The sequence below is a fragment of the Streptomyces sp. NPDC102437 genome (genome assembly GCF_044765565.1).
Classification (GTDB): Bacteria; Actinomycetota; Actinomycetes; order Streptomycetales; family Streptomycetaceae; genus Streptomyces.
Genome location: NZ_JBIWKI010000004.1, coordinates 150,866 through 175,853 on the forward strand (window position 1 = coordinate 150,866; position 24,988 = coordinate 175,853).

Here is a 24,988-nt window from a genome sequence, read left to right on the forward strand (position 1 = left end):
ATCGCGCCGGGTGGATGCTACGCGCGTAGCGCCACCGAATCGTTGGCCACCTGATGACAGGTGGCGGACCGTGTGCGTACGGCTACGGCAAGTCGGCCGGGCCGGTACGTGAAATCGGGGCCCGAGTGAAGCCGAAGCGGCTCACCCGGGCCCCGATCGACGGTGGATCAGGTCGTGGTCTTGACCTTGATGGTGCCGTCGGCGATCTTCTTCTTCGCCTCGTCGAGCTTGGCCTGGATGTCCTTGATGTGGTCACCCGTGGTGGTCAGGCTGACGCCGTCCTTGGCCAGGGTGTACGTCTGGGTGCCGGTCAGCGGCTTGCCGTCCTTGACGGACTTGACCAGGTCGTAGACACCGCCGTCGACGTTCTTCACGACCGAGGTCATGATCGTGTCCTTGTACTTCGACAGCGACGGGTCGAGGGCCTGGTCGGAGTCGACGCCGATGGACCAGGCGCCCTTCTTGCCCGCGACGGCCTCGATCGAGCCGGCACCCGAGCCGCCCGCGGCGGCGAAGATGACGTCGGCGCCCTTGTCGAGCATGCCCTTGGCGGCGTACGAGCCCTTGTCGGGGCTGCCGAAGCCGGACAGGTCCGAACCGGTGGACAGGTACTGGATCTGCACCTTGGCCTTCGGGTTCGTCTCCATGACGCCCTGCTGGAAGCCCGCGGCGAACTTCTTGATCAGCGGAAGGTCCACACCGCCGATGAAGCCGACCTGGCCGTCCTTCGACTTCAGCGCGGCGGCGACACCGGCGAGGTAGGAGCCCTGCTCCTCGGTGAAGACGATGCTGTCGACGTTCTTCGCGGTGGCGACCGAGTCGACCAGGCCGAAGTTCACCTTCGGGTACTTGGCGGCGATCTTGTCGACCGCGTCCTTGTACGCGAAGCCGACCGCGACGACCGGGTTGTAGCCGCCCTCGGCGAGCGACTCCAGGCGCTGCTCACGGTCGGCGGGGGTCTCACCGGTCTTGGCGGTGAGCTCCTTGGTCTCGGCACCGAACTCGGACTTGGCCTTGTCCAGACCACGCGCGGCGGAGTCGTTGAACGAGTTGTCACCACGGCCGCCCACGTCGTAGGCCATGCCGATCTTCATCTTGCCCTTGTCGGAGCCGGAGCTCTCGGTGGAGGACTCACCGCACGCGGTGGCGGTGAACGCGAGGGCCGCAGTGACGGTACACGCAGCGGTGATCTTGGATACCCGGCGCAAGGGAAGGCTCCTTCAAACCTGACCGAAGCGCCTCTTCCGGCGCTGGTTTCGCGGCGATCGTAACGCGCGTAGATGTCAGATAAAGCCCTGTACGGAAGCCGTTATCGGATCGTCGCGAACCAGTGGTGACGTCTCCGGTTACGGATGGTTGCGGTCGAGCAACGCGGAGGCAGTGAACAGCTCCACGGCGACCGTGATCGCCTCCTCATCCGCGTCGAAATCACCCCGATGCAGGTCGAGCCGGGCAGTGTCGCCGGGCGTGCGGACCCCGAGCCGGGCCATGGCGCCGGGGACGTGTTCCAGGTACCAGGAGAAGTCCTCGCCGCCCAGGCTCTGTTCGGTGTCCTCGATCGCATACGATCCGCGGCGCGCGGTCATCGCCGTGGCGAGCAGATCGATCACGGCGGCATCGTTCACGACGGGCGGGACACCCCGGACGTAGTTGATCACCGTCTTGGCGCCGTGCATCCCGGCCACCTCGTCGATGGCGGCGTGCACCAGGTCGGGGGCATCCCGCCAGGCGGCCAGCTCCAGGCAGCGGACAGTGCCCGACAGTTCGGCGTGCTGCGGGATCACGTTGCAGGCGTGACCGGCCTCCAGCCGCCCCCAGGTGACGGCGAGCCCGGCCCGCGCGTCGATCCGGCGGGCCAGCAGCGCGGGCACCTCGGTGGCGACCTTGGCGGCGGCGGTGACCAGGTCGGTGGTCAGGTGCGGGCGGGCGGTGTGGCCGCCCGGACCGTCGAGCGACACCTCCAGCCGGTCGCAGGCAGAGGTGATCGCCCCGACCCGCAGCCCGATCCGCCCCACGTCCACCTTCGGGTCGCAGTGCACCCCGATGATCCGCCCGACGCCCTCCAGCGCCCCGGACAGGATCGTGTCGGACGCCCCTCCGGGCAGCACCTCCTCGGCCGGCTGGAAGATCAGCCGTACGGGATTCGGGAGCAGCCCCCGCCGGTCGAGCTCGGCGAGCACCAGCCCGGCGCCGAGGACCGAGGTGGTGTGGATGTCGTGCCCGCACGCGTGCGCCCGGTCGGGGACGGTGGAGCGGTACGGGACGCCGGTCTTGGTGTCCGGGATGGGCAGGGCGTCGATGTCGGCGCGCAGGGCGAGCATCGGGCGCCGCTCACCCTCCCTGTTCCCCACGTCGCAGATGAGCCCCGTCCCCGTGTCGAGCACCCGGGGTTCCAGCCCCGCCTTCTCCAGCCGGGCCTTGATGGCCGCGGTGGTGCGGAACTCCTGGTTGCCCAGCTCGGGATGCATGTGCAGGTCTCGCCGGAAGGCGATGAGCTCGGCACGCAGGTCCTCGGGCAGGGCGCCGGGCAGTGCCTCGTCACCGGACGGCTGGGCATCGGAATCGCGGGACATCAACTGGTTCACCTGGTGAAGGGTAAGGCCCTTCCCCCTTCAACTGACCATGAAACAAGAAAAGTTCAGCCACATAGACGAATAAATGACTGCGCCGTGGCGTGTGAGCTGACGGCGGGGCGGGTAAACTCGCCCCTTTTTGTGCCATGACCGACCGCTCCGACCGCTCCGACCACTCCGACCGCTCCGACCGCTCCGACCACTCCGGCCACTCCGGCCGCACAGGTCGGCATCAGGTTCCGTCGCCCGGCCCGGCTGCCGCGAGGAACCCTGCCCGAAGGCCGGTCACCGCCCGCACCACCGCCGCCGCCACCGCGCCGAGCAGCCCTGCCCAGCATGGGGACTCACCCCCAACAGTCCCTGCACGCGGGTCCCTTCTGGCCACAGAGCGCCCCATTCACGCCATCCAGCAGGTCATGAATCACGAAATGGAACCCAACACCCTTTCTTCGCATCTCGCACCCCGGACGTTCACATTGAGCAGGGTGAGTGATCGTCATCGGGCACGCCGAGAGGACTCGCGCGTCGCCGCTCACGTATGTCCATGACGCGCAAGGCAAGAGGCCTGGCGTCCAGGCCTTGGGGTGTCCCGTGTCGAAGATGTCTCGCCGTACAGCTCTGGGAGCATTCGGGATCGGCGCCACCGCGATCACCGGGTACCGGCTGCTGGGCGATTCCGGCTCGGCCGCGCACACCGGGAACACCCTCGTGGCACAGGAGAACCGCGCGGCCGGCTCGCGGGAGTGGTCCGTGGGCCGGGGTGGCACGAAGGGCGTGATGGACGAGCTGGTCCAGATCCAGGGCTACGCCTCCAAGACGTCGGTGGGTCGCGGTGAGTCGATCGACTTCCATCTGTCGTCGCACCTCGCCCAGGAGTGCACGGTGGCGATCTACCGCATCGGCCACTACAGCGGGTCGGGCGCCCGGCACCTGGTGACGAGTGACCGGATACCCGTACAGCCCCGGGACAAGCCCGCCGCGGTCGCCGGCACCGGACTCATCGCCTGCGACTGGCCGGTCACGTGGACGCTGGACGTCCCCGAGGCGTGGGTGTCGGGGTTGTTCCTGGCCGTGTTCACGTCCGCGGACGGCTACCGCAGCCACACGCCCTTCGTCGTACGTGACACCGCGCGCCGCTCCGACATCCTGATGGTGGTGCCCTTCACCACTTACCAGGCCTACAATTTCTGGCCGTTCGACGGGTACGTCGGAAAGAACCTGTACCGGGGGCACGCCGACGGGAAGTGGGGCGGAATCGACGACCGCGCCTTCAAGGTCTCCTTCGACCGGCCCTATCCCCGATCGGGCCTGCCTCGTTGGTTCGACCTGGACACCAGTGCCGCGTGGTGGGCGGAGAGCGCGGGCTACGACATCACGTACGCCAGCAGCCTGGACCTGCACGAAGGGCGGATCGATCCGTCGAATTACCGCGTCATGATGTTCTCCGGGCATGACGAGTACTGGTCCCGGAACATGCGCGAGTGCGCGGAGCGTGCCGTCGCCGCCGGCACCCATCTCGCCTTTCTCGCCTCGAACAACGTCTACTTCCACATACGTGTCGAGGGCTCCGCCGACGGCCGTCCGGGCCGCACGGTCACCTGTTACAAGGAGACCCCGGACCCCGAGCCGGACGCAACCGGCCCCACCGTGCGGTGGCGTCAGCTCGGCACGAAGCACCTGAAGGCGGAGCAGGGGCTGCTCGGCGTCCAGTACAACGGCATCGTCGACAAGCCGGTGCCCTTGGTGGTCCGCCGGAGCGACCACTGGTTCTGGTCGGGCACCGGCCTGCGGGACGGCGACGAGATCCCGGACCTGGTCGCCGTCGAGGCCGACGGCTTCGACCCGTCCATGCCCCGGCCCGCGGACACCGAGCAGACGTTGCTCTCCGCGTCCCCGTACATCGACCGCATGGGCAACGGCCGCACCGTCCAGAACACCAGCCTGTGCGAGAACGTCCGGGGCACGCTCGTCTTCGCCGCCGGGACGTTCCACTGGCCACTGGCCCTCGGCGACCCCCAGCACCTCGACCCCCGGGTGCAGCGGGCCACCCGGAACCTCCTGAACCGCATGCTGGACCGCCGGGGCACCTGACACGTTCGAACCGTCCGGGCCCGCCGGCCGCGCTGGAACCCGGCACCGGCCGAACATGCCGGACGGCCGAACGGCACACCGGCCCGAACCCACTGGCGAGGTCGGCGGAGAACCGCTGCTTTCCCGTTGTCCCCGCCTTGCGGGGCAGACGCCGGGCACCGTCCCGTTGCCTCACCCGGATCCACCTCGTGCCGCCCCGGCACCTGGCCCCCGAGGCAGCACGGTGGTGCACGGACGTGGCAGTTCGTGGTGCCGGTGTCACGTTGCCGCGGCACCCCACCCCCGTCTCCCGCGGTTCCTAAGCCTCCGTCACCGCGGTCGCCCGCCAGGGGGCCAGGCGCTGGACGTCGCGGGCGGTTTCGGTGACGCCCCTCAGGAAGCCCTGAGCGCGGGGGGATGCCGTTTCGCGGAGCCATTCCGGGGCGATGTCGCAGACCGCGACCTTCACCTCGGTTCCGGCCAGGGCCAGGGGGAGGGTGTGGACGACCGTGGAGGGGAAGCTGAGGACCGTGCGGCCGATGGGGCCGCGGCGGGCGATGAGTTCCAGGGGGAGGTCGGGGCGGACGATCTCCAGGCCGGTGGCGGCCTCCAGTGCGTGGAGCTTCTCGGTGGACTCGCGGCGGTGGGCGAAGTAGCGGGTCGCGCCGTGGGTGCGGGCCAGGGCCGCGACGGCCTCCAGGTACTGGTCCCGGTCGACCACGCCCGTCTCGACCAGCGAGGTCCCGACCAGGTCGGCGCCCTTGGTGAGCAGCGGCGGGCCGAAGCGGGCGCGGGTCCAGGCGAAGGCGTTGCGGGTGACCCTCACGCCGGGCGGAGCCTCGACCGGCATGGCCGTGAAGACCTCGACCGTGCGGGTGGCGGACGGGGTGAAGCGGCTGCGGGCGCGGGCCGTGACCGGGGCCAGGACCAGTTCGCGTGGGCCCGAGCTGCCCTTGCGATGCCAGCGCACCAGGCGTTCGCCGCACGCCAGTTGGGCGACGAACTCCATGGTGGCCGTGCCGTCGTCGACCACGGTGAGGCGGCGGGCCCGCACCATGGTGAGCAGGAGTTGTACGTACCGGGAGAACGGGTCGCCGATGACGATGTGCTGCGCCCTGCGGACGAGTCCGGACAGGTCGCGCAGGCTCTTGAGGGGCGCGCCCGCGCCGCCGCGCGCCTCCTGCCAGCGGACGTTGATGCCCTCGTCGCGGGCCAGCTCCGCCATCCGGCGCAGCTGACCGCGCGACATCGGGTCGACCGGGGGGAGGACGACGACGGTGATGTCCGTGAGGACCCGGTCGCCGCCTCCCTCTGCGTAGGCCCACTCCAGGACGTTCAGGAGCTGGACCGGGCTCTCGACGAAGGCGAGGTTCACCGGTCGGCCTGTCAGACCGCGACCGGCTCGGCGGCCGGGGCCGCCTCGGCGCTCTGGGCGACGACGCCCGCGACCCGGCGAAGCTTCTTCATCGGGCCGAGCTCGGACTCGTACACCTTCTTGACGCCGTCGCCGAGCGAGGCCTCGATGGTGCGGATGTCGCGGACCAGGCGGGTCAGGCCCTGCGGCTCGACGGAGGCGGCCTGGTCGGAGCCCCACATGGCGCGGTCCAGGGTGATGTGGCGCTCGACGAACGCGGCGCCGAGCGCGACGGCGGCCAGCGTGGTCTGGAGGCCGGTCTCGTGGCCGCTGTAGCCGATCGGGACGTTGGGGTACTCCTGCTGGAGGGTGTTGATGACCCGGAGGTTCAGCTCCTCGGCCTTGGCCGGATACGTCGAAGTGGCGTGGCAGAGCAGGATGTTGTCCGAACCGAGGACCTCGACCGCGTGGCGGATCTGGCGCGGGGTCGACATGCCGGTGGAGAGGATGACCGTGCGGCCGGTGGCGCGCAGGGCGCGCAGCAGCTCGTCGTCGGTGAGGGAGGCCGAGGCGACCTTGTGGGCGGGGACGTCGAACTTCTCCAGGAAGGCGACGGCCTCGGTGTCCCACGGGGAGGCGAACCAGTCGATGCCGCGCTTGGCGCAGTGCTCGGAGATGGCCAGGTACTCGGCCTCGCCGAACTCGACGCGGTGGCGGTAGTCGATGTACGTCATCCGGCCCCAGGGGGTGTCGCGCTCGATGTCCCACTGGTCGCGCGGGGTGCAGATCTCCGGCGTGCGCTTCTGGAACTTGACGGCGTCGCAGCCGGCTTCGGCGGCCACGTCGATCAGAGCCAGGGCGTTGTCGAGGTCGCCGTTGTGATTGATGCCGATCTCGCCGGTGACGTAGACGGGGTTGCCGGGGCCGGCGGTGCGGGTGCCGAGGGTGCGCAGACGGGAGGTGTTCATGAGGTGTGTTTCCTTAGCTAGAACGGGTTTGGGGGACCCGGGGGTTACTTGGGGGACTGGGCGGTGGGAGTCGTGAGGGTGGGGCCGAGCAGCCAGGCCGCGATCTCGCGGATGGCGCCGAAGCCGCCGGGGGTGGTCGTGACGGCGCGTGCGGCCGCCCGTACCGAGTCGTGGGCACTGGCGACGGCGACGGGCCAGCCGGCGAGTGCGAAGCACGGCAGGTCGTTGACGTCGTTGCCGACGTAGAGGACACGTTCGGGAGCGATGGACTGTTCGTCGCACCACTGCTTGAGCGCCCGGTCCTTGCGGTCGATGCCGTGCAGTACCGGGATGCGCAGCTTGTGGGCGCGGGCGGCGACGACCGGGTTCTGCTCGCTGGAGAGGATCAGCAGCGGCAGTCCGGCCTTGCGCAGGGCGGCGATGCCCAGGCCGTCGCCGCGGTGGACGGCGACGATCTCGCGTCCGTCGGCGTCGATGAGGACCCGGTCGTCGGTCTGCGTGCCGTCGAAGTCGAGGACGACCGCGTCGATGTCGTCGAGGGTGGGCAGCGGCGCGGGGTCGAGCAGCGGCGCGAGGGCGCGGGCGCGGGCCAGGTCGTGCGGGTCGTCGACCTCCAGGACCCGTGCGGCGTCGGTGCGCACCAGGGCGGTGCGGCCGAAGAAGCGGTGGCGGTGGGTACGGAAGCCCGCAACGTCCATGGCGTACGCGGTGCCCGTTTCGAGGAGGTCCTCGGGGCGGTCCTGGCGCATCTGGCGTACGGACTTGTCATGGTTGACGCCGTAGTTGTCCTCCTCGATCGCACTGCCGTCGCGCCAGAGGAAGCCGTGGAAGGGGGCGACGGTGACCGCCGTGTCGGCGCCGTCACGGGCGACCGCGGCGGCGACCCCGTCGATGTCCTCCCGCAGCACGAAGGGGCTGGTGCACTGGACCAGCAGCACCACGTCGGCGGCCCGCTCGCGCATCGCCTCGTAGGCGTCCAGGGCGTGCAGCACCGCGTCCTCGCTGCTGGATCTGTCGCCGGCGATGGCCGCGGGGCGCTGGACGATGTGCAGCCGTTCGGGGGCGCCGAGCGTGTCGCCGGCGGCGCGGGCCGCGTCCGCGATGGCCGCGTCGTCGGTCGTCACGACGACGTCGGTGACCTCGCGGGAGGCCAGGCAGGCGCGCACGGCGCGGGCGATCAGCGGTACGCCGCCGACCTGGGCGAGGTTCTTGGCCGGTACGCCCTTGGATCCGCCGCGGGCGGGGATCACGGCGAGCACGGTGGGGGTCGGGGTCATCTCTGCTCCTGAAGTGGTGTTCACAGCTCGCCCATCCGTCGGATCACCGGGGCGACCCGCTGGACGCCCTGCCGGTACGCGCCGCGCGCCGCCTCCCGGACCGCCTCGCGGACCGCGCCGCGCACTCCGCCGGTCTCGCGGGGCCGTTCGGCGCCCGGGAGCGGATGGCCGTCGGGGGCGAGGTGGTGGCGGGCGAGGATGCCGGGGAGGTAACCGGGGGCCGTGGCGGGTGTGTAGTACGGGGCGAGGTCGGGCAGCCGGGCCGCGGCGAGCAGCGCGTCGACGCGGTCGCGAGCGTGGTCGTAGGCGGTGGCGTACATGCCGTCGGCGGCGACGCCCTGGCCCGCCAGCCACCGCGGATCGGGCTCCGGGCGGAAGCCGCCGTCCAGGTGGTCCCAGGAGGTGAGCAGGCCGGAGCCGATGAAGTGGTGGTTGCCCAGCGCCTCGCGGACGCCGAGGTCGGTGAGGACCGCGGTCGGGACCCGCCGGTGCAGGGACTCCAGCGCGGCGGTCGAGGAGACCGTGACCAGCAGATCGGTGCGGTCCAGGACCTCGCCCATGTGCCCGTACACCAGACGGAAGTTGGGCGGCAGTCCGCCGGGCAGCTTCTCGGCGAGCCGCTGGTACGGGAGCTCCTCGATGTGCGTGGTGTGCTCGCCGGGCTTGGAGCGCAGCTTCAGCAGCACCTCGCGGTCCGGGTGCAGCCTGGCGTGCTCGACGAGCCTGCGCAGCAGGTACATGCGGTCGTCGCGGGAGGCCGGCACGGAGGGCTGGGCGGCGAAGACGACGGTGTCGCGGCCCTCCTGCGGGCGGTGCGGCTCGCCGCCGAGGAACGGCAGCGCGGCCTCGGTGACCGCCGAGGCGTCGGCGCCCACTCCCTCGTACACCGCGCGGAAACGCTCCGCGTCGTGACGGGAGTTGGCGAGGACGATGTCCGCGCCGTGCCGCAGCAGCAGCCCGTCGGCGAGCTTCTCGTAGACGACGCCGACATAGCCGGTGACGACGACGGGCCTGGCGGGCAGCCGCAGTGCGGCGAGTCCGTGCAGCATCGCCTGGACGGCTCCGCCGACGAGTGCGAGGACGACGACGTCGTACCCCTCGTCCCGCACGGTGTGCAGGAATTCGACGGCTGTCACCTCGCGGACCCGGCCGGCCTCGATACCGACGTCGCCGACCTCGGCGAGCTGGCGCGGGGTCGGGGTGGCCCGGCCGCGCAGCAGCAGTCCGCTGATCTCGACGCGCTGCGCCGACGTCCCGGACGCACCGGCGGTGAGGCGGCGCGCGGTGAGCGCGCCCCATTTCCACCGGGTGTCGGAGTCGGCGAGTACGGCTACCCGGAGGGCGGTCGTCTTTTCGGTACGTGGGGGCACGTCCCAGAACTTAGGAAGGCATTTCGATTCGCGGCCCAACGTGACGGCAACAGCTGGTTAACAGCCCGCCGACGCTTGGCGAATCGCCTCCACAAAGGGGACGCAATCACTCATGATTCGACCCGGTTCATCATTCCGACATTCGCCGTTCACCCGCCGTCCCTCCCGGCGCCAAGGCAAATGACGGGCTCACGCCTAGCGTGAGACGGGTGGTTAAGCTCTCGGTCATCGTGCCGTTCTACAACGTGCAGACATACGCCCCCGACACCTTGAGAAGCCTGCGGGCGAACGCCCGCGAGGACTTCGAATTCATCCTCGTCGACGACTGTTCGACCGACGGGACCGCGGACGTACTGCGCCGCGCCGAGGACGAGATTCCGGGGGTGGTCGTACGCAGACACAAGCAGAACGGCGGACTGGCCACCGCCCGCAACACCGGCCTGGACGCCGCGCGCGGCGAGTACCTCGCGTTCCTGGACGGCGACGACTGGCTCGCCCCCGGGTACTACGCCGAACTCCTCGGCCGTACCGAGTTGTTGGGCTGCGACTTCGTCCGTACCGACCATGTCCAGGTCGAGGGCCGCAACCGCACGGTGCACCGCGTCCCGCACGGCAGGCGCGGCGAGGTGCTGGACCCGCGGGACGCGATCCTGCCCGCCGAGCGGTCCACCTCGGTGGACTATCCGTACGCCTGGGCCGGGCTGTACCACCGGCGACTGCTGGACCGCGGGCTGCTGCATTTCACGGACGGCCTGCGCACCGCTGAGGACCGACCGTGGATCTGGCGGCTGCACCGTGAGGCCGATTCCTTCGCGGTGCTGGGGATACTCGGAATTTTCTACCGGCGCGGTGTCGCTTCTTCTCTCACTCAGATCGGCGACGTACGCCAGCTCGATTTCATTCGCTCGTTCGACCAGGTCATTCGGGAAACCTCGGAAGACCGCGACGCGCAGGTGCTGCTGCCGAAAGCGGTCCGTACCTATTGCGCAATCATTTTTCACCACATGAGCTCGATCGAAAGGTTCGAACCCGCCGTGGCCCGCACCCTGAAGTCCATGAGTGCGGCCGCGCTCAGGCGAATGCCGCAGCAGGTGCTCGACGACGCCCTGGACTCGATGGACGCGCAGCGCGCCACCGTGCTGCGCCGGCTGCGCCGCCGTCCGGCCGCCGCGGGCGCCAAGGAGGTGTCGGCCGCGTGAACACCGCCCGGACCCGCACCACGCAGATCTTCCTCGCCTCCACGCTCTACGGCGCCGCAACGCTCGCCGCCGCGCTCGATGCGGGCTGCTTCCCGGACGCGGACCGCCGCATCCTGCTCGTCTCGAACAACGCGGCCGTGCCGGAGACGACGGCCTCCCTCGACACGATGCCCGGCTTCGACGCGCTGCGCGGCCGGTTCGACGACGTGGTGTCGTGGAACACGACGATCGCCCCGTTCCACCCGGGCGGCTGGGCGCCGCGCCCCGACGACGTACCCCTGTGGGAGCGCCATCTGCGCCTCGCCTGGGAGCTCGGCGACGACGACATCGAGCTCGCGGTCGAGTCGATCCAGGTCAACCCCGCGATGGCCGTCGCGCAGATCTTCACCGGCGCGCCGCTCGATGTGTACGCGGACGGGCTGATGAGTTACGGCCCCACCCGCAACAAGATCGACCCGCTGGTCGGTACCCGGGTGCGCCGGCTGCTCCACCTCGATCTGGTGCCGGGGCTGAAGCCGCTGCTGCTCACGGAGTTCGGGGTGGCGCCACAGATCGTGCCTGACGAGGTGTTCCTCAAGGTGCTCGGTGAGCTGGCGGACGCGCCCGGGGCCCAGGACGGGATTCCGGCCGTGGAGGCGCCCGCGCTGCTGCTCGGCCAGTACCTGTCGGCGCTCGGGCTGATCAGCGCGGCCGAGGAGGAGGAGCTGCATCTGCGGATGATGCGCGGCGCGGTCACGCTCGGCCACACCCGCATCGTCTTCAAGCCGCATCCCACGGCCCCGGCGCAGTGGTCGAGGGCGATGGGCGAGGAGGCGGAGAGGCTGGGCGCGGAACTGACGGTGCTGGACGACGCGGTGCTCACCGCGCCGGTCCTCGCCGAGGTGCTCTACCAGCGGATGCGGCCGGCCCTGGTCGTCGGCTGCTTCTCGACGGCGCTGTTCACCGCTTCGCGGTTGTACGGGCTGCCGGTGGCCCGGGTCGGCACCGGGATGCTCCTGGACCGGCTCGCCCCGTACGAGAACAGCAACCGCGTCCCGGTCACGCTGGTGGACGCGCTGCTGCCGGAGGTCACGGACCGGGCGGCCGTCGAGCGGGCGGGGACGGCACCGGGCGCGGGGGCGGTGGACGCGGGGGCAGTCGATTCGGCCGACCTGACCGGGCTGGTCACCGCGGTCGGCTTCGCGATGCAGCCGAGGATCTACCCGGGGCTGCGGCCGGCCGCCGAGCGGTATCTGGCCGCCCACCTGTCCGCCTCCACCTGGCGGTACTTCAAGCGGAAGCGGCTGACCTCGCTGGCGCTGCCGGGGGCGGTGCCGGCCCAGCTCGCGTTCCTGCCGCGCAACGCGGTGGTGCGCCGGGTGGCGCGGTCGGTGCGGCGCCGGGTGGTGCGGCGGTAGGCGGGGCGCGTACGGGGCGGGACGAGGCGAGGCGCCGAGCCCCTCCCCCCGCACCGGGTACGGGGCGGAGCAAGGCGCCGAGCCCTTCCCCCCGCACCGGGTACGGGGCGGGACGCCTGATTCGGCGCCCCTTCCCCGTACCCATGGCGTCCTCAGACCGGCACGCCGCCCTGGATCACCCGAAGGTCCGCCGCGTTGGCCTCGGTGACCTTCCAGAGTTCCTGTTGCCGGCCGTGCACATCGGCGACGCTCGCCGCGTGGTCGTCGAGCAGTCCGGCGGCCCGCTCGGCGAGCCGGGCCCCGAGGTGCCGGTCGTGGACCGAGATGCCCCACTCCGGGCGGTCGATGTCGGCGAGGAAGTACGCCATCTTCGGGTGCGAGATCAGGCTGATGATCGGCGTACCGCAGCCGAACGGGATCATCCCCGCGTGCCCGCGCATCCCGATGACCAGCCTGGTCCGGGCGTAGGTGTCCCGGATCGCGTCGTTGTCGAAGTCGTACATCGGGATCACCGGCAGCGCGATGCCGTGCTCGCGCCGCAGGTCGAAGGCGATCCGCTCGTCGTCCAGCGAGTGGGCGACGCACCGCACCTCGGCCCGCTTGCCGAGCTCCCGCACCGCGGTCGCCATCTCGGCCAAAAAGTGCCCGTAGTCGTGCCCGAAGCGCAGCCCGGAACGGTCGTACGCGGCGTTGACGAGCACGGTGTCCTCGCGCCGCTCCGGGTCCGTCCAGCCGTCCACCAGCTGCCTGGTGACCGTGGTCGGGCACGGCTGGAAGCGCACCTTGTCCTGGAGCGAGGCGGGCAGCAGTTCGCGGACCTTCTCGATGGAGCCGTGGTTGCGCAGCCCGAAGAACGAGGCCCGTTCGACGAGCTTTCGCAGGCTGGAGAGGAACCTCTCCCGCCCGTGCCCGTACGCCTGTCCGTCGAAGGCGTTGAAGCCGACCGCGTACACCATGACGGGTACGTCGATCCGGTCGAGCAGTTCGTCGGGGACGTTCCACTGCCAGCCGCTGTTGCCGTTGGGCGCGGTGTCCGGGATGAAGAGGCCACCACCGCCGATGACCAGGCCCCGGCGCTCGTTGACCCGTTCCAGCGCGGCCTCGTCGAAGAGCCGGTGGGCATGGATCGAGTGCCACCGCCGCGGGCCGGTGTCCCGGCCGAAGGCCAGCCGTACGCTCTCCGGCAGCAGCTTGTCCCCGGCGTTGCCCTGGCGCTCCATGTAGAAGGCGACATGGGCGAGCTGGCCGGCGGCGGGGCCCTCCACGGGCGGGGTGAGGTCGGTGGTGCGTTTGTGCATCAGCCGGTTGGCGCGGTGGGTGGGGTCGACCGCGAGGCCCTTCAGCGCGTACCCGGCCGCCCCGTCGTCGTCGCCGTGGATCCAGGCGATCTGGGCGAGGCGGGCGAAGGCGGTGGCGGCCCGGTTGGGCGAGGCGGTGGCGAGCAGCAGCCGGGCGCGGGCCTCCTCGTAGCGGGAGACGCTCATCAGGGCGTGGCCGAGGACCTCGTGCGGCCAGGACTCGTCGAGGGGGATCCGGACCCGGCCCAGCAGATCGGCCGCCTCCTGGTACTCGCCCGCCGCGATGTGGGCGGCGGCGACCTTGCGGGCGTCCTCCGGGGAGCCGGTGCGCGCCACGTGCGGGGTGCCGTAGTGGACCAGCAGATCGTGGTGCTTGGCACCGGGCAGGGCCAGGTAAGCGGCGTGGAACTCGGCGTCGGACAGCTCGAATTCGTGCCAGCGGTCCTCGGCCTCGCGGTATCCGGCCTCGCCGCCCTGCCAGGGCTTGTGCCGCCCGGTGAAGTGCAGGATCGCGGTGGAGTCGGGCACCGGGAGGTCGCCGGAGAGCCGCCGCTTGACGAAGTTGTAGCGGGCGTCGAGCTGGACGAATTCGCCGTCGAGCACGGCGTTGAGGATGCCCTGGTCGTGCTTGTCGAGCTCGTACGTACCGGCCCGCCCGACCTCGTCGATCCGCGCGCAGAACGCGTCGCTCAGATACTCGCGCTGGATCACCAGCAGTCCGCTGTTGAGCTTGTGCTGCCCGTAGAAGAACTGCGGTACGGCGGCCAGCCCGTCGCGCAGTTCGAGCAGTTCACCGAGATCGCCGAGGACGACCATGTCGGTGTCCAGGGTGATCACGGTGTCGTAGTCGCGGACCCGGAAGATGTCGAGGATGAAGTAGGCCTTGCGGACCAGGTAGTTGTCCTGGTCGCCCTTGGCGTACGAGTCGTAGTGCCCGGCGTCGACGCGGCGGAAGTCGACGCGCGGGTGCAGGGCCCGGATCTGTGCGACGGAGGCGGGGCGCAGTCCGTCGTGCAGGACGAGGAAGTCCTCGCAGACGTTCGGGTTGGACAGGGCCAGGCTGCGCAGCAGGGCGAGGAAGCCGGGCAGGTAGTTCTCGTCGACGAAGCTCGCGAAGGCGACCCGGCGCTTGCCGGTGAGCGGGTTGGCGGGCGCGGGCGAGGCGGGGAGGGCCGTCGCGGACGGGGCGGTGGCGGACGGGGGTGCGGTGGAAGAGGGCGTGGCGGTCGTCGTCGTCATCGCAGTCGGATCCTCATGTCGGTGACGCTCTGGGCGCGTTCCATGACCCACGCCTTTTCGCTGGTGTACTCGTGCACGGAGGTGATGGGCATCCGCATCGCGCCGGGCAGCCGGTAGGCGCCGCTCTCGTAGAAGTCGAAGCCGATCAGGTCGAGCCGGCTGCTGACGTCCAGGTGGTCCAGGAGCCACAGCATGTTGAAGCCGGTGGTGGGGATGGCCGGCCAGACGTCGGCGCCGACCCGCCCGATGTCGCGCAGTGGCCAGCGCAGCGACTCGTCGCCCAGGTACCGCTGGGCGCCCGGGACGAGGCGGTTGCGCAGGGAGTGCTTCCAGTCGCCGGGGACCCCGCCGAAGACCAGCCGGGTGTGCACCTTCTGGTCCCAGTTGAACCCGTGCTTGTGGATGGTGGCGTGGATGTCGGTGCGCCGGCCGGTCGCCGCCGGGTCGATCCGGTACGAGTTGAACCGTACGACCAGGTCGTAGCCGTCGATCTCGGCGCCCATCGAACTGCTGCCGACGCGCTGGGAGTTGGCTACCAGGCAGATCGACTTGCCCGCGATCCGGTTGCGGAACTCGCCGACCGTGGTCCACTCGACACCGCCGAAGGTGGGGTCCGCGACCGGGCCGCGCATCCGGCTGCGGCGCTGTTCGGCGTAGAGGGCGACGATCCCGGTGAGCCCGGCCACGGCGGCGGGGTCCGTTCCGGCCGCCTCCATGGCCAGTGCGAGGTACTGGGAGGTGGCCTCCTGGATCTCGGTCACCGGGGCCCCGGTGCGTTCCTGGGCGAGCAGGGCGCCGACCAGCAGGGGCTCGGCCCGGCGCCAGTCGCCGCGCGCCTGGAGGGCCAGGCCCTCGGCCCAGGACTCGGTGACGGGGCGGGCGGCGTGCTCGGCGGCGGCGGGGCAGTCGCGCTCCAGCCTCCGCAGCAGCTCGTCCTGGAGCCGCGCGCCCGCCCGCAGCCCGACGACCTTGGCCGCGACGCCGAATCCGTCGTCCTCGGTGAACGAGAGGTAGCGCTCGTACGCCTCGATGGCCGCGGCCTCCGCACCCATCGCCTCCAGCGTCCTGGCCCGCAGCCGCCAGCCGGCCCGGGAGCCCTTGCGCTGGGTCAGCACGGTGTCGCCGATGAGCACCGCGAGCTTCAGCTCGTCCTCGTAACCGCAGTCCAGCGCCTTGTTGCCGACCGCGAGCAGCGGGTCGAGCAGCTCGTCGGCGAGGGCCGGGGCGGAGCCCGCACCCGCCTTGCCGCCCCGCCGCATCAGCGGAATCGAGGACGCGGCGCCCGCGGCGGCCGCAGGCTGTGTCGCCGCGTGCACGGCCAGCAGGTGGCGCAGCGCCTCGGCGAGTGCCGTACGCCGCCGGTCGAGCCCGGCCACCAGCTTGGTGCTGTGCGCGGCACAGGCCCGCAGGCACACGTCCACGTCGGTCGGGGTGACGGAGGCGAGCGGCGAGACGGCGCTCTGGGGCGGGTCCGCGTCGCGTTGCCGTGGCCAACGGGTGCGGGCTTCTCTCATGGCGCTCCAAGCGTCTGTGCCCGTGGGGGAGGGGGCGTGTGCGGTCGTGCGGTCACCGGAGAGCACCGGGGCCCCGCCCCGTCGGGGGGCGGATGCCCGGCGCGCGGGTTCGGTTCCGCGTCACGCTAAGAAAGCTGAACGGCCACCGGATGAACTCACCCTGTCGGTACAGGAAACTGCGCACCGACCGTGCTGGTACGGGCCTTCTCAGCGCACCCCGTACCGCACCTCGACGCCCGCGACGATCAGCCGCAGCCCGTCCTCGAAGCGTTCGTAGTAGTTGGCGAAGATCTCGGCACCGGCCGCGGCGGCGAGCGGGTACGCGGCCAGGCGTGCGGCCCGCTCGTCGACGTCGTAGCCCTCGCGCCGCTCGTCCCTGACCGGCGAGGAGGTCGGCCCGGCGCCGATGCCGGTCGCCGACGTCAAGGTGGCCGAGGGCGCGCTGGACCGGCTCAACCGGCATGCCACGCACGGGGATCAGGGCTTCCTCACGCTCTGCCCGCTGCCCGGCACGGCGGACTTCCAGCCGGCCGCCCGGTTCGAGGAGGGCGACACATCACCGGACGGGGTGCGCGCACTGGTCGCCGCCCGTACGCCTCTGGCGGCCGGCGAGCAAGGGCGTCACACGCTGCTGAGCGAGAGCTTCGCCGCGAAACCCAGGAAGAGCAGACCGGCCGCCGAAGTGGCCCCGGCCGACAGCCGCTTGCGGCGGCGGAACGCGGCGGACAGCCGGGTGCCGCCGAATATCAGCATCGACAGATAGAGGAAGCTGGCGATCTGCAGCAGGGTCCCCAGCACCAGGAAGGAGAGCGCCGGGTAGGCGTAGTGCGGGTCGACGAACTGCACGAAGAACGAGATGAGGAACAGGATCGCCTTCGGGTTGAAGAGGCTGACCACCAGCGCCCGCCGGTACGGCCGTTCCATCGCCGCCGCGGCCGCGGGCCCCGCGTCCTCCTCGGTCAGCTCGGCCATCCGCCGGTGCCGCTCGCGCCACATGGTCACCGCGGCCCGCAGCATGCCGATCGCCATCCAGGTCAGATAGCCCGCACCGGCGTACTTGACGACGGCGAAGAGCACCGGCGTCGTCTGCAGCAGCGATGAGGCCCCGAGCGCGGACAGCGTCATCAGGACGGTGTCCCCGGTCCACACCCCGGCCGCCGCCACATACCCGGTCCGCACCCCGCGCCGGGCGGCGACGGAGAGCACGTACAGCGAATTCGGTCCCGGCAGCAGGACGATCAGCACCAGGCCGGCGAGATAGGTCGGAAGATCGGTGACACCCAGCATGAAACGGAGTGTCGCACGCGGATACGACACTCTGTCCACGGGGTTTCGGGAAGGCGAGGGGTCAGTCCTCGTCGCCGTCGAGGAGGCGGTCGACGGAGAGCTTCATCTCGACTCCGACCACGTCCGGCACGGTGAACGAGGTCCCGCGCTTGTGGTGCGCCTTGTTCTTGTACTCGCCGCCCCGGGGGTCGGTGCAGAGCAGCACCTGGTCGTGCTTGCGGTCGGCCACGACGTAGACCGGGATGCCCGCCTGGGCGTAGTCCTCGACCTTGGTGCCGAGGTCGTCCGCCCAGTTGGTCGAGGTCACCTCCACGACCATGCGGAAGACGTGGGCGGCGTAGCAGTTCTTCATGGCGTGATGGTCCCGGAAGTCCGCCTCGACGACCGACAGGTCGGGAATCGCGTAGTCGTCGGGGCCGGTGGGCAGCCACAGCCCAACGCCCTGGACGAGTCTGAGCCCAGCCTTGCGCGCCCGCGCGCCGAACTCCTCACTCAGCCAAGACAGGGCCAGAGCGTGCGTTCCGTCCGCTGGTGGTGTCACAGTGAGCCTCCCCTGGAGAATCTCCACGCGATGCCCAGGCAGCGAGCGTGCGAGCTGGTCGGCTGCCTCGCCGAGCGTCAGCTCCGGCTGTTCCTGCACGTGCACCTGCTCCTCGTGCTGTATTACGGCCACGGCATCCTCCTTTCGGGGACCACTGTTCATGAGCTTAACCAGGATCGCGGACATTCAGCGAGAGATCACCCGCACGGGTAGCCGCCCCCCCTCAGAACGCGTCCGACGGCACATACCTCCCCCACACCTCGCGCAGCGCGTCGCACACCTCGCCCACCGTCGCCCGTGCCCTGAGCGCGTCCTTCATCGGGTACAGGACGTTGTCCGTGCCCTCGGCCGCCTTCCGCAGCCGGGCCAGCGCGGTGTCCACCGCGTCCTGGTCGCGCCCGGAGCGCAGCTCCGCCAGGCGGGCCGCCTGCTCGGCCTCGATCGCGGGGTCGACGCGGAGCGGCTCGTACGGCTCCTCCTCGTCGAGCTGGAAGCGGTTCACCCCGACCACCACGCGCTCCGCGCTGTCGGTCTCCAGGGCGATGCGGTACGCGGAGCGCTCGATCTCGCTCTTCTGGAAGCCGCGCTCGATCGCGCTGACCGCGCCGCCCATGTCCTCGACCTTGGCCATCAGGGCCGCGGCCGCAGCTTCGACGGCATCGGTCATCGACTCCACGACGTACGACCCGGCGAACGGGTCGACCGTCGCGGTGACGTCCGTCTCGTACGCCAGGACCTGCTGGGTGCGCAGGGCCAGCCGGGCGGACTTGTCGGTGGGCAGGGCGATCGCCTCGTCGAAGGAGTTGGTGTGCAGCGACTGGGTTCCGCCGAGGACCGCGGCCAGGCCCTGGACGGCGACGCGGACCAGATTGACCTCGGGCTGCTGGGCGGTGAGCTGGACGCCCGCGGTCTGGGTGTGGAAGCGCAGCATCAGCGACTTGGGGTTCTCGGCGCCGAACTCCTCCCTCATCACCCTGGCCCAGATCCGGCGGGCGGCGCGGAACTTGGCGACCTCTTCGAGGATCGTGGTGCGGGCGACGAAGAAGAAGGAGAGGCGGGGCGCGAAGTCGTCGACGTCCATGCCGGCCGCGACGGCGGTACGTACGTACTCGATGCCGTCGGCGAGGGTGAAGGCGATCTCCTGCGCGGGCGAGGCCCCGGCCTCGGCCATGTGGTAGCCGGAGATCGAGATGGTGTTCCACTTCGGGATCTCGGCCCGGCAGTACTTGAAGATGTCGGCGATCAGCCGCAACGAGGGGCCGGGCGGGAAAATGTACGTGCCGCGCGCGATGTACTCCTTGAGGACATCGTTCTGGATGGTGCCGGTGAGCTCCTCCGCCGGGACGCCCTGCTCCTCGCCGACCAGCTGGTAGAGCAGCAGGAGCAGCGCGGCCGGCGCGTTGATCGTCATGGACGTGGAGACCCGGTCCAGCGGGATCCCGTCGAACAGGACCCGCATGTCGTCGATCGAGTCGATCGCGACCCCGACCTTGCCGACCTCGCCGGACGCGATCGCCGCGTCCGAGTCGTGGCCCATCTGGGTGGGCAGGTCGAAGGCGACGGACAGGCCCGTCGTCCCGTTGGCGATCAGCTGCTTGTAGCGGGCGTTGGATTCCGTGGCCGTGCCGAACCCCGCGTACTGGCGCATCGTCCACGGCCGGCCGGTGTACATCGTGGGGTAGACGCCGCGCGTGAAGGGGTAGGCGCCCGGCTCCCCCAATTTCTCGGCGGGGTCCCAGCCGTCGAGTGCGTCCGGCCCGTAGACCGGTTCGATGGGCAGTCCCGACTCCGACTCGCGCGTCATCTGCTGTGCCTCCCGCTGAAGCCGCTCAGTAAAGCTACTTGCTGGTAACCACGATTCTCGCGACGGACTGTAGCGGTGGGCGCGAGACCGTTGGAGGGGCAGGGGCTGGGACCTTGCTCACAGCCCCTGCCCACAATCCTCGTCGCCACTCTTCCCCATCATGCGCGGGCTTTGGCAACCGGGCAGAGCGGGAATCCGTCCCATGGGACACCGGACGCGCCGGACACACAGGGGGCCGAGATGACAGGCAGCACCACCAGGAGCACCTCACGGAACGCGAAACGGAACGCGAAACGGGGCCGGGCGGGGGCGGCGGCGGTGCTCGCCGTCCTCACCGTCGCCACCGCGACGGCCGGCTGCAAGGGCAGGCCACCGGCAGCGCACCGGCGGCCTCGACGTCACCGCGGACCACGGCCACCGACGACGACAAGCCCGCCACGCCGGTGTCCTCGCCCACCGCCTCGCCGTCCACAGCGCCGCCGACGGCCACGGCGTCGCCCACGCCGAAGCCCGACCCGCAGGGCACGACGCTCATGGCGAGCGGTTCCGAAGGCAAGCAGGTACGGGAACTGCAGGCCCGGCTGCGGCAGATCGGCCACTTCGACCGCAGCCCCACCGGCTACTACGGCACCGTCACGGTCGCCGCGGTCCAGTCCTTCCAGGGCAAGCGGGGCCTGACCCGTACGGGCAGGGCGGACACCCTCACCTGGCAGAAGCTGCTCGGCATGACGCACGAGCCGACGGCCGCCGAGCTGAATCCGCCGACCACCCGGCAGGTCGCCAAGCCGGACAAGCGCTGCATGACCGGCCGGGTGCTCTGCATCAGCAAGAACAGCCGGACCCTGTCTTGGATGATCGACGGCCAAGTCATGTCGTCGATGGACGTCCGCTTCGGCTCCCAGTACACGCCGACGCGCGAGGGCACCTTCTCCGTCTACTGGAAGTCCCGCCACCACGTGTCGTCGATCTATCACACGGCCATGCCGTACGCGATGTTCTTCAGCGGCGGCCAGGCGGTGCACTACTCGGCGGACTTCGCGGCCCGCGGCTACAACGGCGCCTCGCACGGCTGCGTCAACGTCCGGGACGAGGGGAAGATCGCCTCGCTCTTCGCCCAGGTGGAGAACGGCGACAAGGTCGTGGTCTACGGGTAGCGCCGGTCCGGCCGGAGAAGGAGAAGGGGCGCGGACGGGACCGGGGGAACGTGTCCCGCCCGCGCCATGTGCGCTGAGCCGTAGGTACGGGGGGAACCCCGGCTCTGTGCGCTGCCGATGACCAGTCGGCTCACTCTGTACTGCGCCGCGGCCTCGAAAAACGTCACACCTGCTGATGACAGGCCGAAAAAAGCCTGTCGCGGGCGGCCTCGCTCAGCCCTGTGAACCGGCGCGCACGCCGGAGGTACGGGCCGAAGGCGTCAGGGAGACCGGGGTCGAAGGGAGCCGCACACCGCTGGCGAACCGGGCCGACGGGGCGGTGCCGGCGGCGGAGTCGGAGGCGTGGCTCCCGTTCGAGCCCTCGTCGTTCTGCTCGTCGCCGTTGTCGCCGCCCTGGTTGTCCTGGCCGTTCTCGGACCGCTCGATCACGCGGTCGCAGAACCGGTCCAGGTTCTCGGCACCGTTGGCCAGCGCCTCCAGCCTGCGTCTGCGTTTCTCGCTCAGGTTGCCGTCGCGGTAGTCGCGGCAGGCCTGGAGCGCCTTGGCGTACCAGTCGGCGGAGCTGTTGCTCCCGGGGGTCTCGGGCCGCTCGCCGTTCCGGGTGCCGCCCGGGGAGCCGGTCGCGTCGTCGCCGGGCTTTTGCTTGTCGGTGTCGCCAGGCTCCGTCGCCCGGCCGGAACTGCCGCGGTCCTGGCCACCGGGCGGGGCCGAGGGGTCCGTGGGCGACGAGGAGGTGCCCGTTCCCGGGGAGGCGGACGGCGGCGGCTGGGCTGTCTCGTCCGTGGTGATCCCGGAGCCGAGCTCCTCGGGCGTCGCCTCGGCCGAGACGGAGGAGGCCGGCAGGGGGTGCCCGCCGAACGGTCCGGGGAGCATTCCGGTTCCGGCCGCCACGGCCACCCCGCCGAGCGCACAGCCGGCGAGGGAGGCGACCAGGCCGTAGCGGACGGGCCTGCTCCAGCGCGAGGGGCGGGTACGTCCGGAGACCGCGGACGCGGTGGCGCGCGGGACGGAGCCGCCGACGGCGGCCTCGATACGGACCGGGTCGAGCACCTCGGCACCGGCCGGACGGCCGTCCGCGGCGCCCTTGAGCCGCGCGTCCGCCCGCGTCTTCGCCCGCGCGGAGCGGGAGGCGGTGCGGAAGGCGGTGAGCGCCGCGGCCTCGCCGGGCAGTTCACCGGTGGCCGGGCGGGTGGCGCGGGCGGCGTCCAGCGCGGCCACGAGCCTCTCGGCGTCCGTGCACGACCGACCGCCGACGGGATCGACCGGCTCGCCGCGGAGCAGTCTCTCCGCGGCGTCCTTGTCAAGCCATTCGTACCGCTCGTCGGCCATCACATGTCCTTCTGCGTCCACGGACGCGAATGCGTCACACCGGCCGGCGCCGCCGGACCGTTGCGGGCGGGGCGCTGGGCGGGCACCGCGTCGAGTTCCGCCGTCCGGGCAGCTGTGCTCCGGTGCGGGGCGGACGGGTCCGCCGGATCTCCTTCGGGGGCACCGTCGACGGCGCCGCCCCGGTCGTCGCCGTCGTCGTCGCCGTCCGTGCGCAACAGCTCGGCCAGCCGCTTCAGGCCCCGGTGCGCGGCGGTGCGTACCGCCCCCGGGCGCTTGCCCAGCGTCTGCGCGGCGCCCTTCGCGTCCAGGCCCACGACCACCCGCAGCACCACGGCCTCGGCCTGGTCCTGCGGCAGCTGGGCGATGAGCGACATCGTGCGGCCGGTGGCCAGGGCCTCCATCGCCTCGTCGGCGGTGTCGGACTCGGCCGGCCGCTCGGACAGCTCCGACTCGTCGCCGCCGATCGCGGGGCGTCTGCCACGCATCCGCAGATGGTCCAGCGCCCGGTTTCGGGCTATTCGCGCCGCCCAGCCGCGGAAGCGGTCGGCGTCGCCGCTGAACCGGTCGAGGTCGCGCGCAATCTGCAACCAGGACTCGGACGCCACGTCCTCGGCGTCCGGCTCCCCGACCAGTGTCCTTATGTAGCCCAGCAGCCGCGGCTGCACAGCGCGGTACACAGTACGGAAGGCGTCCTCGTCCCCGTCCTGCGCCGCGAGTACCGCGGCAGTGAGCTCCGCGTCGTCCCCCAGCACTCCCTCAACCTGCCCTGCTGTCCCGAATCGCAGCTGGTCATCACTGCCGCGCCACCCTGCGCGACTCAGCACGCTACGTCTTCGGCGGGGGTCGCGTCCATGACTTGTACAACCCGCAACGTTCCTCGGACGACGTGCGGTGTGACAGAAAACGCAGCGACGGCGCTGAGAGGAGTACGGGGTCGTCCTACGGCCCCGCGGAAGACGACCGGGGCCTCTCCTGTGGGGGGTGGCGGCCCCGGTCGTCCTCGTTCTCCCCGGCACCGGGCGCCTCTCGGCTTCCCGGCAGACCGGGCGCCTTTCAGCACCGCCCCCGGGCCCGCCGCGAGACCGCCGCGCGCAGCACCCGCTGTCCCTCCGCGGACACCTCCAGCACCTGGCGCAGCCCGGCGCCCGCCGACGAGGCGTCAGCGGCCTCGGCCAGCAGCTCCAGGATCCGGGTCTGCCGGCGCAGCTCGCCGGCCGGCAACGGGCCCGCCGCGTCCGGATCGTCCTCGCCGAGGCGCCGCACCGTCCGAGCGGTGGTGCCCGGCGCCGCGTCCGGATCGAGGTGGACCTCCAGGGCCAGCAGGGAGCACGCGTCGGCCCAGTCCCGCAGTTCCGGCGCGGCCCGGTCAGCGGGCGCCTCGCCCAGGAGCTTCCGGATCCGCGGGGCGGCACCCGCCTCGTCGGCCGCGGCGTCCAGTGCCGTACGGGCCTCGGCGAGGCGGTCCGGCCAGACCGCCGCGTCCGCGCACCCCGCCCAGAGCGGACGGAGCGGATCCGGGTCCGCTCCGTCCACGGGCTGCGGCAGGCAGCGGTCGAGGCAGGCGACCGCGCTCGCCGCGAGCCCTCGCTCGTCGGCGGCGGCGATCAGTTCCAGCAGGCTCATCGGCGTCTCCCGTCGGCACGCCCCCGTGCGCGCGCATGGGGACGAGGCGCTTCCTGTTACCGCGTTCAGCGCCGAATGGCTCAAAACCGTCACTGCGGGGGCCGAATTGCATCCCTCAGTGGGCGCGCCCCCAGTCGGCGCGCCCCGGCGTACCTGGGACGCCCAGCGGATACACCCCGAGCGCCGCCCGCTCCCCCTGCATCCGGGTCAGCTTGCGGACGAAGAGGGCGGCGAACACCGCGGCCACGATGTCGAAGGCGTCGGTGGCCATCAACAGGCCCGCCGAGTCCAGGATCTCCTGCGGCTGCTCGGCCGCCCAGTACCGCCGGGACGCGTACTGGGAGCCGGCCAGCGAGATGATCCAGAACCCCCACCACAGGTTCATCACGGTGGCCGGGACCGTGCGCCAGCTGCCGTCGGTGTTCGTCTGGGCGCTCGCGGTCCAGACGCCGCCCGCGATCCGGCGCGGCAGCACCAGGTTGGCGATAGGGACGAACCAGGCGCCGACGGCCCAGCCCGGGCGCATCGGCTGCGTGCTCGGGTCGAACACCTCGGCGTTGAGCCGTACCCGCCGGAACCAGATGATGAAGACGACCGCGGTGGCCAGGCTCACGAGGCTCTGCAGCACGCCCGCCGCCCCGTACAGATTGTCCGCGAGCGTCGCCTCCGCCTCGTCGTACGTCGCGAAGTCGTTCTCCAGACCGGCCGCGATCACACGGCGGCTGTTCAGGCCCGCCGCCACGGCGAGCAGATCCGCCGCCGCGACGACCGCCAGCAGTACGACGACGGCCTTCGCGAGCCCCTCGGGCGAACGCAGGTACTGCTGCGGCGCGAAGAAGGCCGGGGGGTGCGGCATCGGGGCAGGTGCCGGACCGGCACAGGACAGACAGCGTCCGTCGTCGGTGACCGGCGGTCTGAGACGGCAGGTGGAGCACAGCATGAAGTGGAACCCCCCAAGGTTCTGAGCGCGAAAGCGCGAATCCGCGCGTTC

21 protein-coding genes are annotated in these 24,988 nt (G+C 71.3%); 4 read left to right on the forward strand and 17 right to left on the reverse strand.

The window, feature by feature from the left end; genetic code table 11:
• Nucleotides 1–167 precede the first annotated feature (167 nt).
• Both ACIRJP_RS07405 and ACIRJP_RS07410 read right to left on the reverse strand, forming a co-directional pair.
• Nucleotides 168–1,208: a BMP family protein gene (locus ACIRJP_RS07405; RefSeq protein ID WP_404169344.1), complete on the reverse strand. Its 1,041-nt coding sequence runs from the start codon at nucleotides 1,206–1,208 to the stop codon at nucleotides 168–170.
• A gap of 138 nt (nucleotides 1,209–1,346) precedes the next feature.
• The gene (locus ACIRJP_RS07410) at nucleotides 1,347–2,573 is read right to left on the reverse strand and encodes an amidohydrolase (protein ID WP_404169718.1); all 1,227 of its coding nucleotides are present in this window, start codon (nucleotides 2,571–2,573) and stop codon (nucleotides 1,347–1,349) included.
• 600 nt (nucleotides 2,574–3,173) lie between these two features.
• On the opposite strand from ACIRJP_RS07410, the gene ACIRJP_RS07415 reads away from it, so the two are divergent.
• Nucleotides 3,174–4,664: a N,N-dimethylformamidase beta subunit family domain-containing protein gene (locus ACIRJP_RS07415; protein WP_404169347.1), complete on the forward strand. Its 1,491-nt coding sequence runs from the start codon at nucleotides 3,174–3,176 to the stop codon at nucleotides 4,662–4,664.
• A 298-nt stretch (nucleotides 4,665–4,962) separates the two neighbouring features.
• On the opposite strand, the gene ACIRJP_RS07420 is transcribed toward ACIRJP_RS07415, so the two are convergent.
• Genes ACIRJP_RS07420 through ACIRJP_RS07435 form a run of 4 tightly spaced genes read right to left on the reverse strand, consistent with a single transcriptional unit; the run spans nucleotide 4,963 to nucleotide 9,612 of the window.
• A complete protein-coding gene (locus ACIRJP_RS07420; RefSeq protein ID WP_404169350.1) occupies nucleotides 4,963–6,018 on the reverse strand; it encodes a hypothetical protein in 1,056 nt (351 codons plus the stop codon).
• A gap of 11 nt (nucleotides 6,019–6,029) precedes the next feature.
• The gene (locus ACIRJP_RS07425; RefSeq protein ID WP_404169353.1) at nucleotides 6,030–6,965 is read right to left on the reverse strand and encodes an N-acetylneuraminate synthase family protein; all 936 of its coding nucleotides are present in this window, start codon (nucleotides 6,963–6,965) and stop codon (nucleotides 6,030–6,032) included.
• Nucleotides 6,966–7,009: 44 nt separating this feature from the next.
• Nucleotides 7,010–8,242 carry a cytidylyltransferase domain-containing protein gene (locus ACIRJP_RS07430; protein WP_404169356.1) on the reverse strand — a complete coding sequence of 411 codons (1,233 nt, stop codon included), beginning with the start codon at nucleotides 8,240–8,242 and terminating at the stop codon, nucleotides 7,010–7,012.
• 20 nt (nucleotides 8,243–8,262) lie between these two features.
• Complete coding sequence (locus ACIRJP_RS07435; RefSeq protein WP_404169359.1) at nucleotides 8,263–9,612, reverse strand: DUF6716 putative glycosyltransferase; 1,350 nt, start codon at nucleotides 9,610–9,612, stop codon at nucleotides 8,263–8,265.
• Nucleotides 9,613–9,821: 209 nt separating this feature from the next.
• Between ACIRJP_RS07435 and ACIRJP_RS07440 the strand changes: the two genes are divergently transcribed.
• The gene (locus ACIRJP_RS07440) at nucleotides 9,822–10,811 is read left to right on the forward strand and encodes a glycosyltransferase family 2 protein (RefSeq protein ID WP_404169362.1); all 990 of its coding nucleotides are present in this window, start codon (nucleotides 9,822–9,824) and stop codon (nucleotides 10,809–10,811) included.
• Nucleotides 10,808–12,208, forward strand: a complete 1,401-nt coding sequence (locus tag ACIRJP_RS07445) for a polysialyltransferase family glycosyltransferase (RefSeq protein WP_404169365.1) — start codon at nucleotides 10,808–10,810, stop codon at nucleotides 12,206–12,208. Before ACIRJP_RS07440 ends, ACIRJP_RS07445 begins: the two co-directional genes overlap by 4 nt.
• A gap of 152 nt (nucleotides 12,209–12,360) precedes the next feature.
• Here the strand turns inward: ACIRJP_RS07445 and ACIRJP_RS07450 are convergent, their stop codons facing one another.
• From ACIRJP_RS07450 to ACIRJP_RS07480, 7 genes are all read right to left on the reverse strand, one after another.
• Complete coding sequence (locus ACIRJP_RS07450) at nucleotides 12,361–14,745, reverse strand: glycosyltransferase (RefSeq protein ID WP_404169368.1); 2,385 nt, start codon at nucleotides 14,743–14,745, stop codon at nucleotides 12,361–12,363.
• Nucleotides 14,742–16,259, reverse strand: a complete 1,518-nt coding sequence (locus ACIRJP_RS07455) for a hypothetical protein (protein WP_404169371.1) — start codon at nucleotides 16,257–16,259, stop codon at nucleotides 14,742–14,744. The genes ACIRJP_RS07450 and ACIRJP_RS07455 overlap by 4 nt, the downstream gene beginning before the upstream one ends.
• 207 nt (nucleotides 16,260–16,466) lie before the next feature.
• Nucleotides 16,467–16,685 carry a TetR/AcrR family transcriptional regulator C-terminal domain-containing protein gene (locus tag ACIRJP_RS07460; RefSeq protein ID WP_404169374.1) on the reverse strand — a complete coding sequence of 73 codons (219 nt, stop codon included), beginning with the start codon at nucleotides 16,683–16,685 and terminating at the stop codon, nucleotides 16,467–16,469.
• A 195-nt stretch (nucleotides 16,686–16,880) separates the two neighbouring features.
• Nucleotides 16,881–17,546 (reverse strand): leucine efflux protein LeuE, encoded by a 666-nt coding sequence (leuE, locus tag ACIRJP_RS07465; RefSeq protein WP_351255829.1) that lies wholly within the window; start codon nucleotides 17,544–17,546, stop codon nucleotides 16,881–16,883.
• 61 nt (nucleotides 17,547–17,607) lie between these two features.
• Complete coding sequence (locus tag ACIRJP_RS07470) at nucleotides 17,608–18,219, reverse strand: Uma2 family endonuclease (protein WP_404169377.1); 612 nt, start codon at nucleotides 18,217–18,219, stop codon at nucleotides 17,608–17,610.
• 91 nt (nucleotides 18,220–18,310) lie between these two features.
• Nucleotides 18,311–19,891, reverse strand: a complete 1,581-nt coding sequence (locus ACIRJP_RS07475) for a methylmalonyl-CoA mutase (protein WP_404169380.1) — start codon at nucleotides 19,889–19,891, stop codon at nucleotides 18,311–18,313.
• Nucleotides 19,892–20,222: 331 nt separating this feature from the next.
• Complete coding sequence (locus ACIRJP_RS07480; RefSeq protein ID WP_404169383.1) at nucleotides 20,223–20,426, reverse strand: hypothetical protein; 204 nt, start codon at nucleotides 20,424–20,426, stop codon at nucleotides 20,223–20,225.
• Here ACIRJP_RS07480 and ACIRJP_RS07485 point away from each other — a divergent pair.
• Nucleotides 20,425–21,045: a peptidoglycan-binding protein gene (locus ACIRJP_RS07485; RefSeq protein ID WP_404169386.1), complete on the forward strand. Its 621-nt coding sequence runs from the start codon at nucleotides 20,425–20,427 to the stop codon at nucleotides 21,043–21,045. The two genes, ACIRJP_RS07480 and ACIRJP_RS07485, sit on opposite strands and share 2 nt — an antisense overlap.
• Nucleotides 21,046–21,258: 213 nt before the next feature.
• Here ACIRJP_RS07485 and ACIRJP_RS07490 read toward each other — a convergent pair whose 3' ends face one another.
• The 4 genes from ACIRJP_RS07490 to ACIRJP_RS07505 all read right to left on the reverse strand — a co-directional run bounded on the left by ACIRJP_RS07490 (nucleotide 21,259) and on the right by ACIRJP_RS07505 (nucleotide 24,853).
• Nucleotides 21,259–22,374, reverse strand: a complete 1,116-nt coding sequence (locus ACIRJP_RS07490; protein ID WP_404169389.1) for a hypothetical protein — start codon at nucleotides 22,372–22,374, stop codon at nucleotides 21,259–21,261.
• A complete protein-coding gene (locus ACIRJP_RS07495; protein WP_404169392.1) occupies nucleotides 22,374–23,126 on the reverse strand; it encodes an RNA polymerase sigma factor in 753 nt (250 codons plus the stop codon). Before ACIRJP_RS07495 ends, ACIRJP_RS07490 begins: the two co-directional genes overlap by 1 nt.
• Before the next feature lie 301 nt (nucleotides 23,127–23,427).
• The gene (locus tag ACIRJP_RS07500; protein WP_404169395.1) at nucleotides 23,428–23,997 is read right to left on the reverse strand and encodes a hypothetical protein; all 570 of its coding nucleotides are present in this window, start codon (nucleotides 23,995–23,997) and stop codon (nucleotides 23,428–23,430) included.
• Nucleotides 23,998–24,112: 115 nt separating this feature from the next.
• Nucleotides 24,113–24,853 carry a DUF4328 domain-containing protein gene (locus ACIRJP_RS07505; protein WP_404169398.1) on the reverse strand — a complete coding sequence of 247 codons (741 nt, stop codon included), beginning with the start codon at nucleotides 24,851–24,853 and terminating at the stop codon, nucleotides 24,113–24,115.
• Between the last annotated feature and the right edge of the window lie 135 nt (nucleotides 24,854–24,988).

Bases quoted from the DNA above. Each gene is read 5' to 3' on its own strand.
- ACIRJP_RS07430 (WP_404169356.1), bottom strand. From the start codon at position 8,242: ATGACCCCGACCCCCACCGTGCTCGCCGTGATCCCCGCCCGCGGCGGA.
- ACIRJP_RS07480 (WP_404169383.1), bottom strand. From the start codon at position 20,426: ATGAGCGTCGTGCCCTGCGGGTCGGGCTTCGGCGTGGGCGACGCCGTG.
- ACIRJP_RS07415 (WP_404169347.1), top strand. From the start codon at position 3,174: ATGTCTCGCCGTACAGCTCTGGGAGCATTCGGGATCGGCGCCACCGCG.
- ACIRJP_RS07505 (WP_404169398.1), bottom strand. From the start codon at position 24,853: ATGCCGCACCCCCCGGCCTTCTTCGCGCCGCAGCAGTACCTGCGTTCG.
- leuE (WP_351255829.1), bottom strand. From the start codon at position 17,546: ATGCTGGGTGTCACCGATCTTCCGACCTATCTCGCCGGCCTGGTGCTG.
- ACIRJP_RS07500 (WP_404169395.1), bottom strand. From the start codon at position 23,997: ATGAGCCTGCTGGAACTGATCGCCGCCGCCGACGAGCGAGGGCTCGCG.
- ACIRJP_RS07485 (WP_404169386.1), top strand. From the start codon at position 20,425: ATGGCGAGCGGTTCCGAAGGCAAGCAGGTACGGGAACTGCAGGCCCGG.
- ACIRJP_RS07490 (WP_404169389.1), bottom strand. From the start codon at position 22,374: ATGGCCGACGAGCGGTACGAATGGCTTGACAAGGACGCCGCGGAGAGA.
- ACIRJP_RS07475 (WP_404169380.1), bottom strand. From the start codon at position 19,891: ATGACGCGCGAGTCGGAGTCGGGACTGCCCATCGAACCGGTCTACGGG.
- ACIRJP_RS07410 (WP_404169718.1), bottom strand. From the start codon at position 2,573: ATGTCCCGCGATTCCGATGCCCAGCCGTCCGGTGACGAGGCACTGCCC.
- ACIRJP_RS07450 (WP_404169368.1), bottom strand. From the start codon at position 14,745: ATGACGACGACGACCGCCACGCCCTCTTCCACCGCACCCCCGTCCGCC.
- ACIRJP_RS07425 (WP_404169353.1), bottom strand. From the start codon at position 6,965: ATGAACACCTCCCGTCTGCGCACCCTCGGCACCCGCACCGCCGGCCCC.
- ACIRJP_RS07455 (WP_404169371.1), bottom strand. From the start codon at position 16,259: ATGAGAGAAGCCCGCACCCGTTGGCCACGGCAACGCGACGCGGACCCG.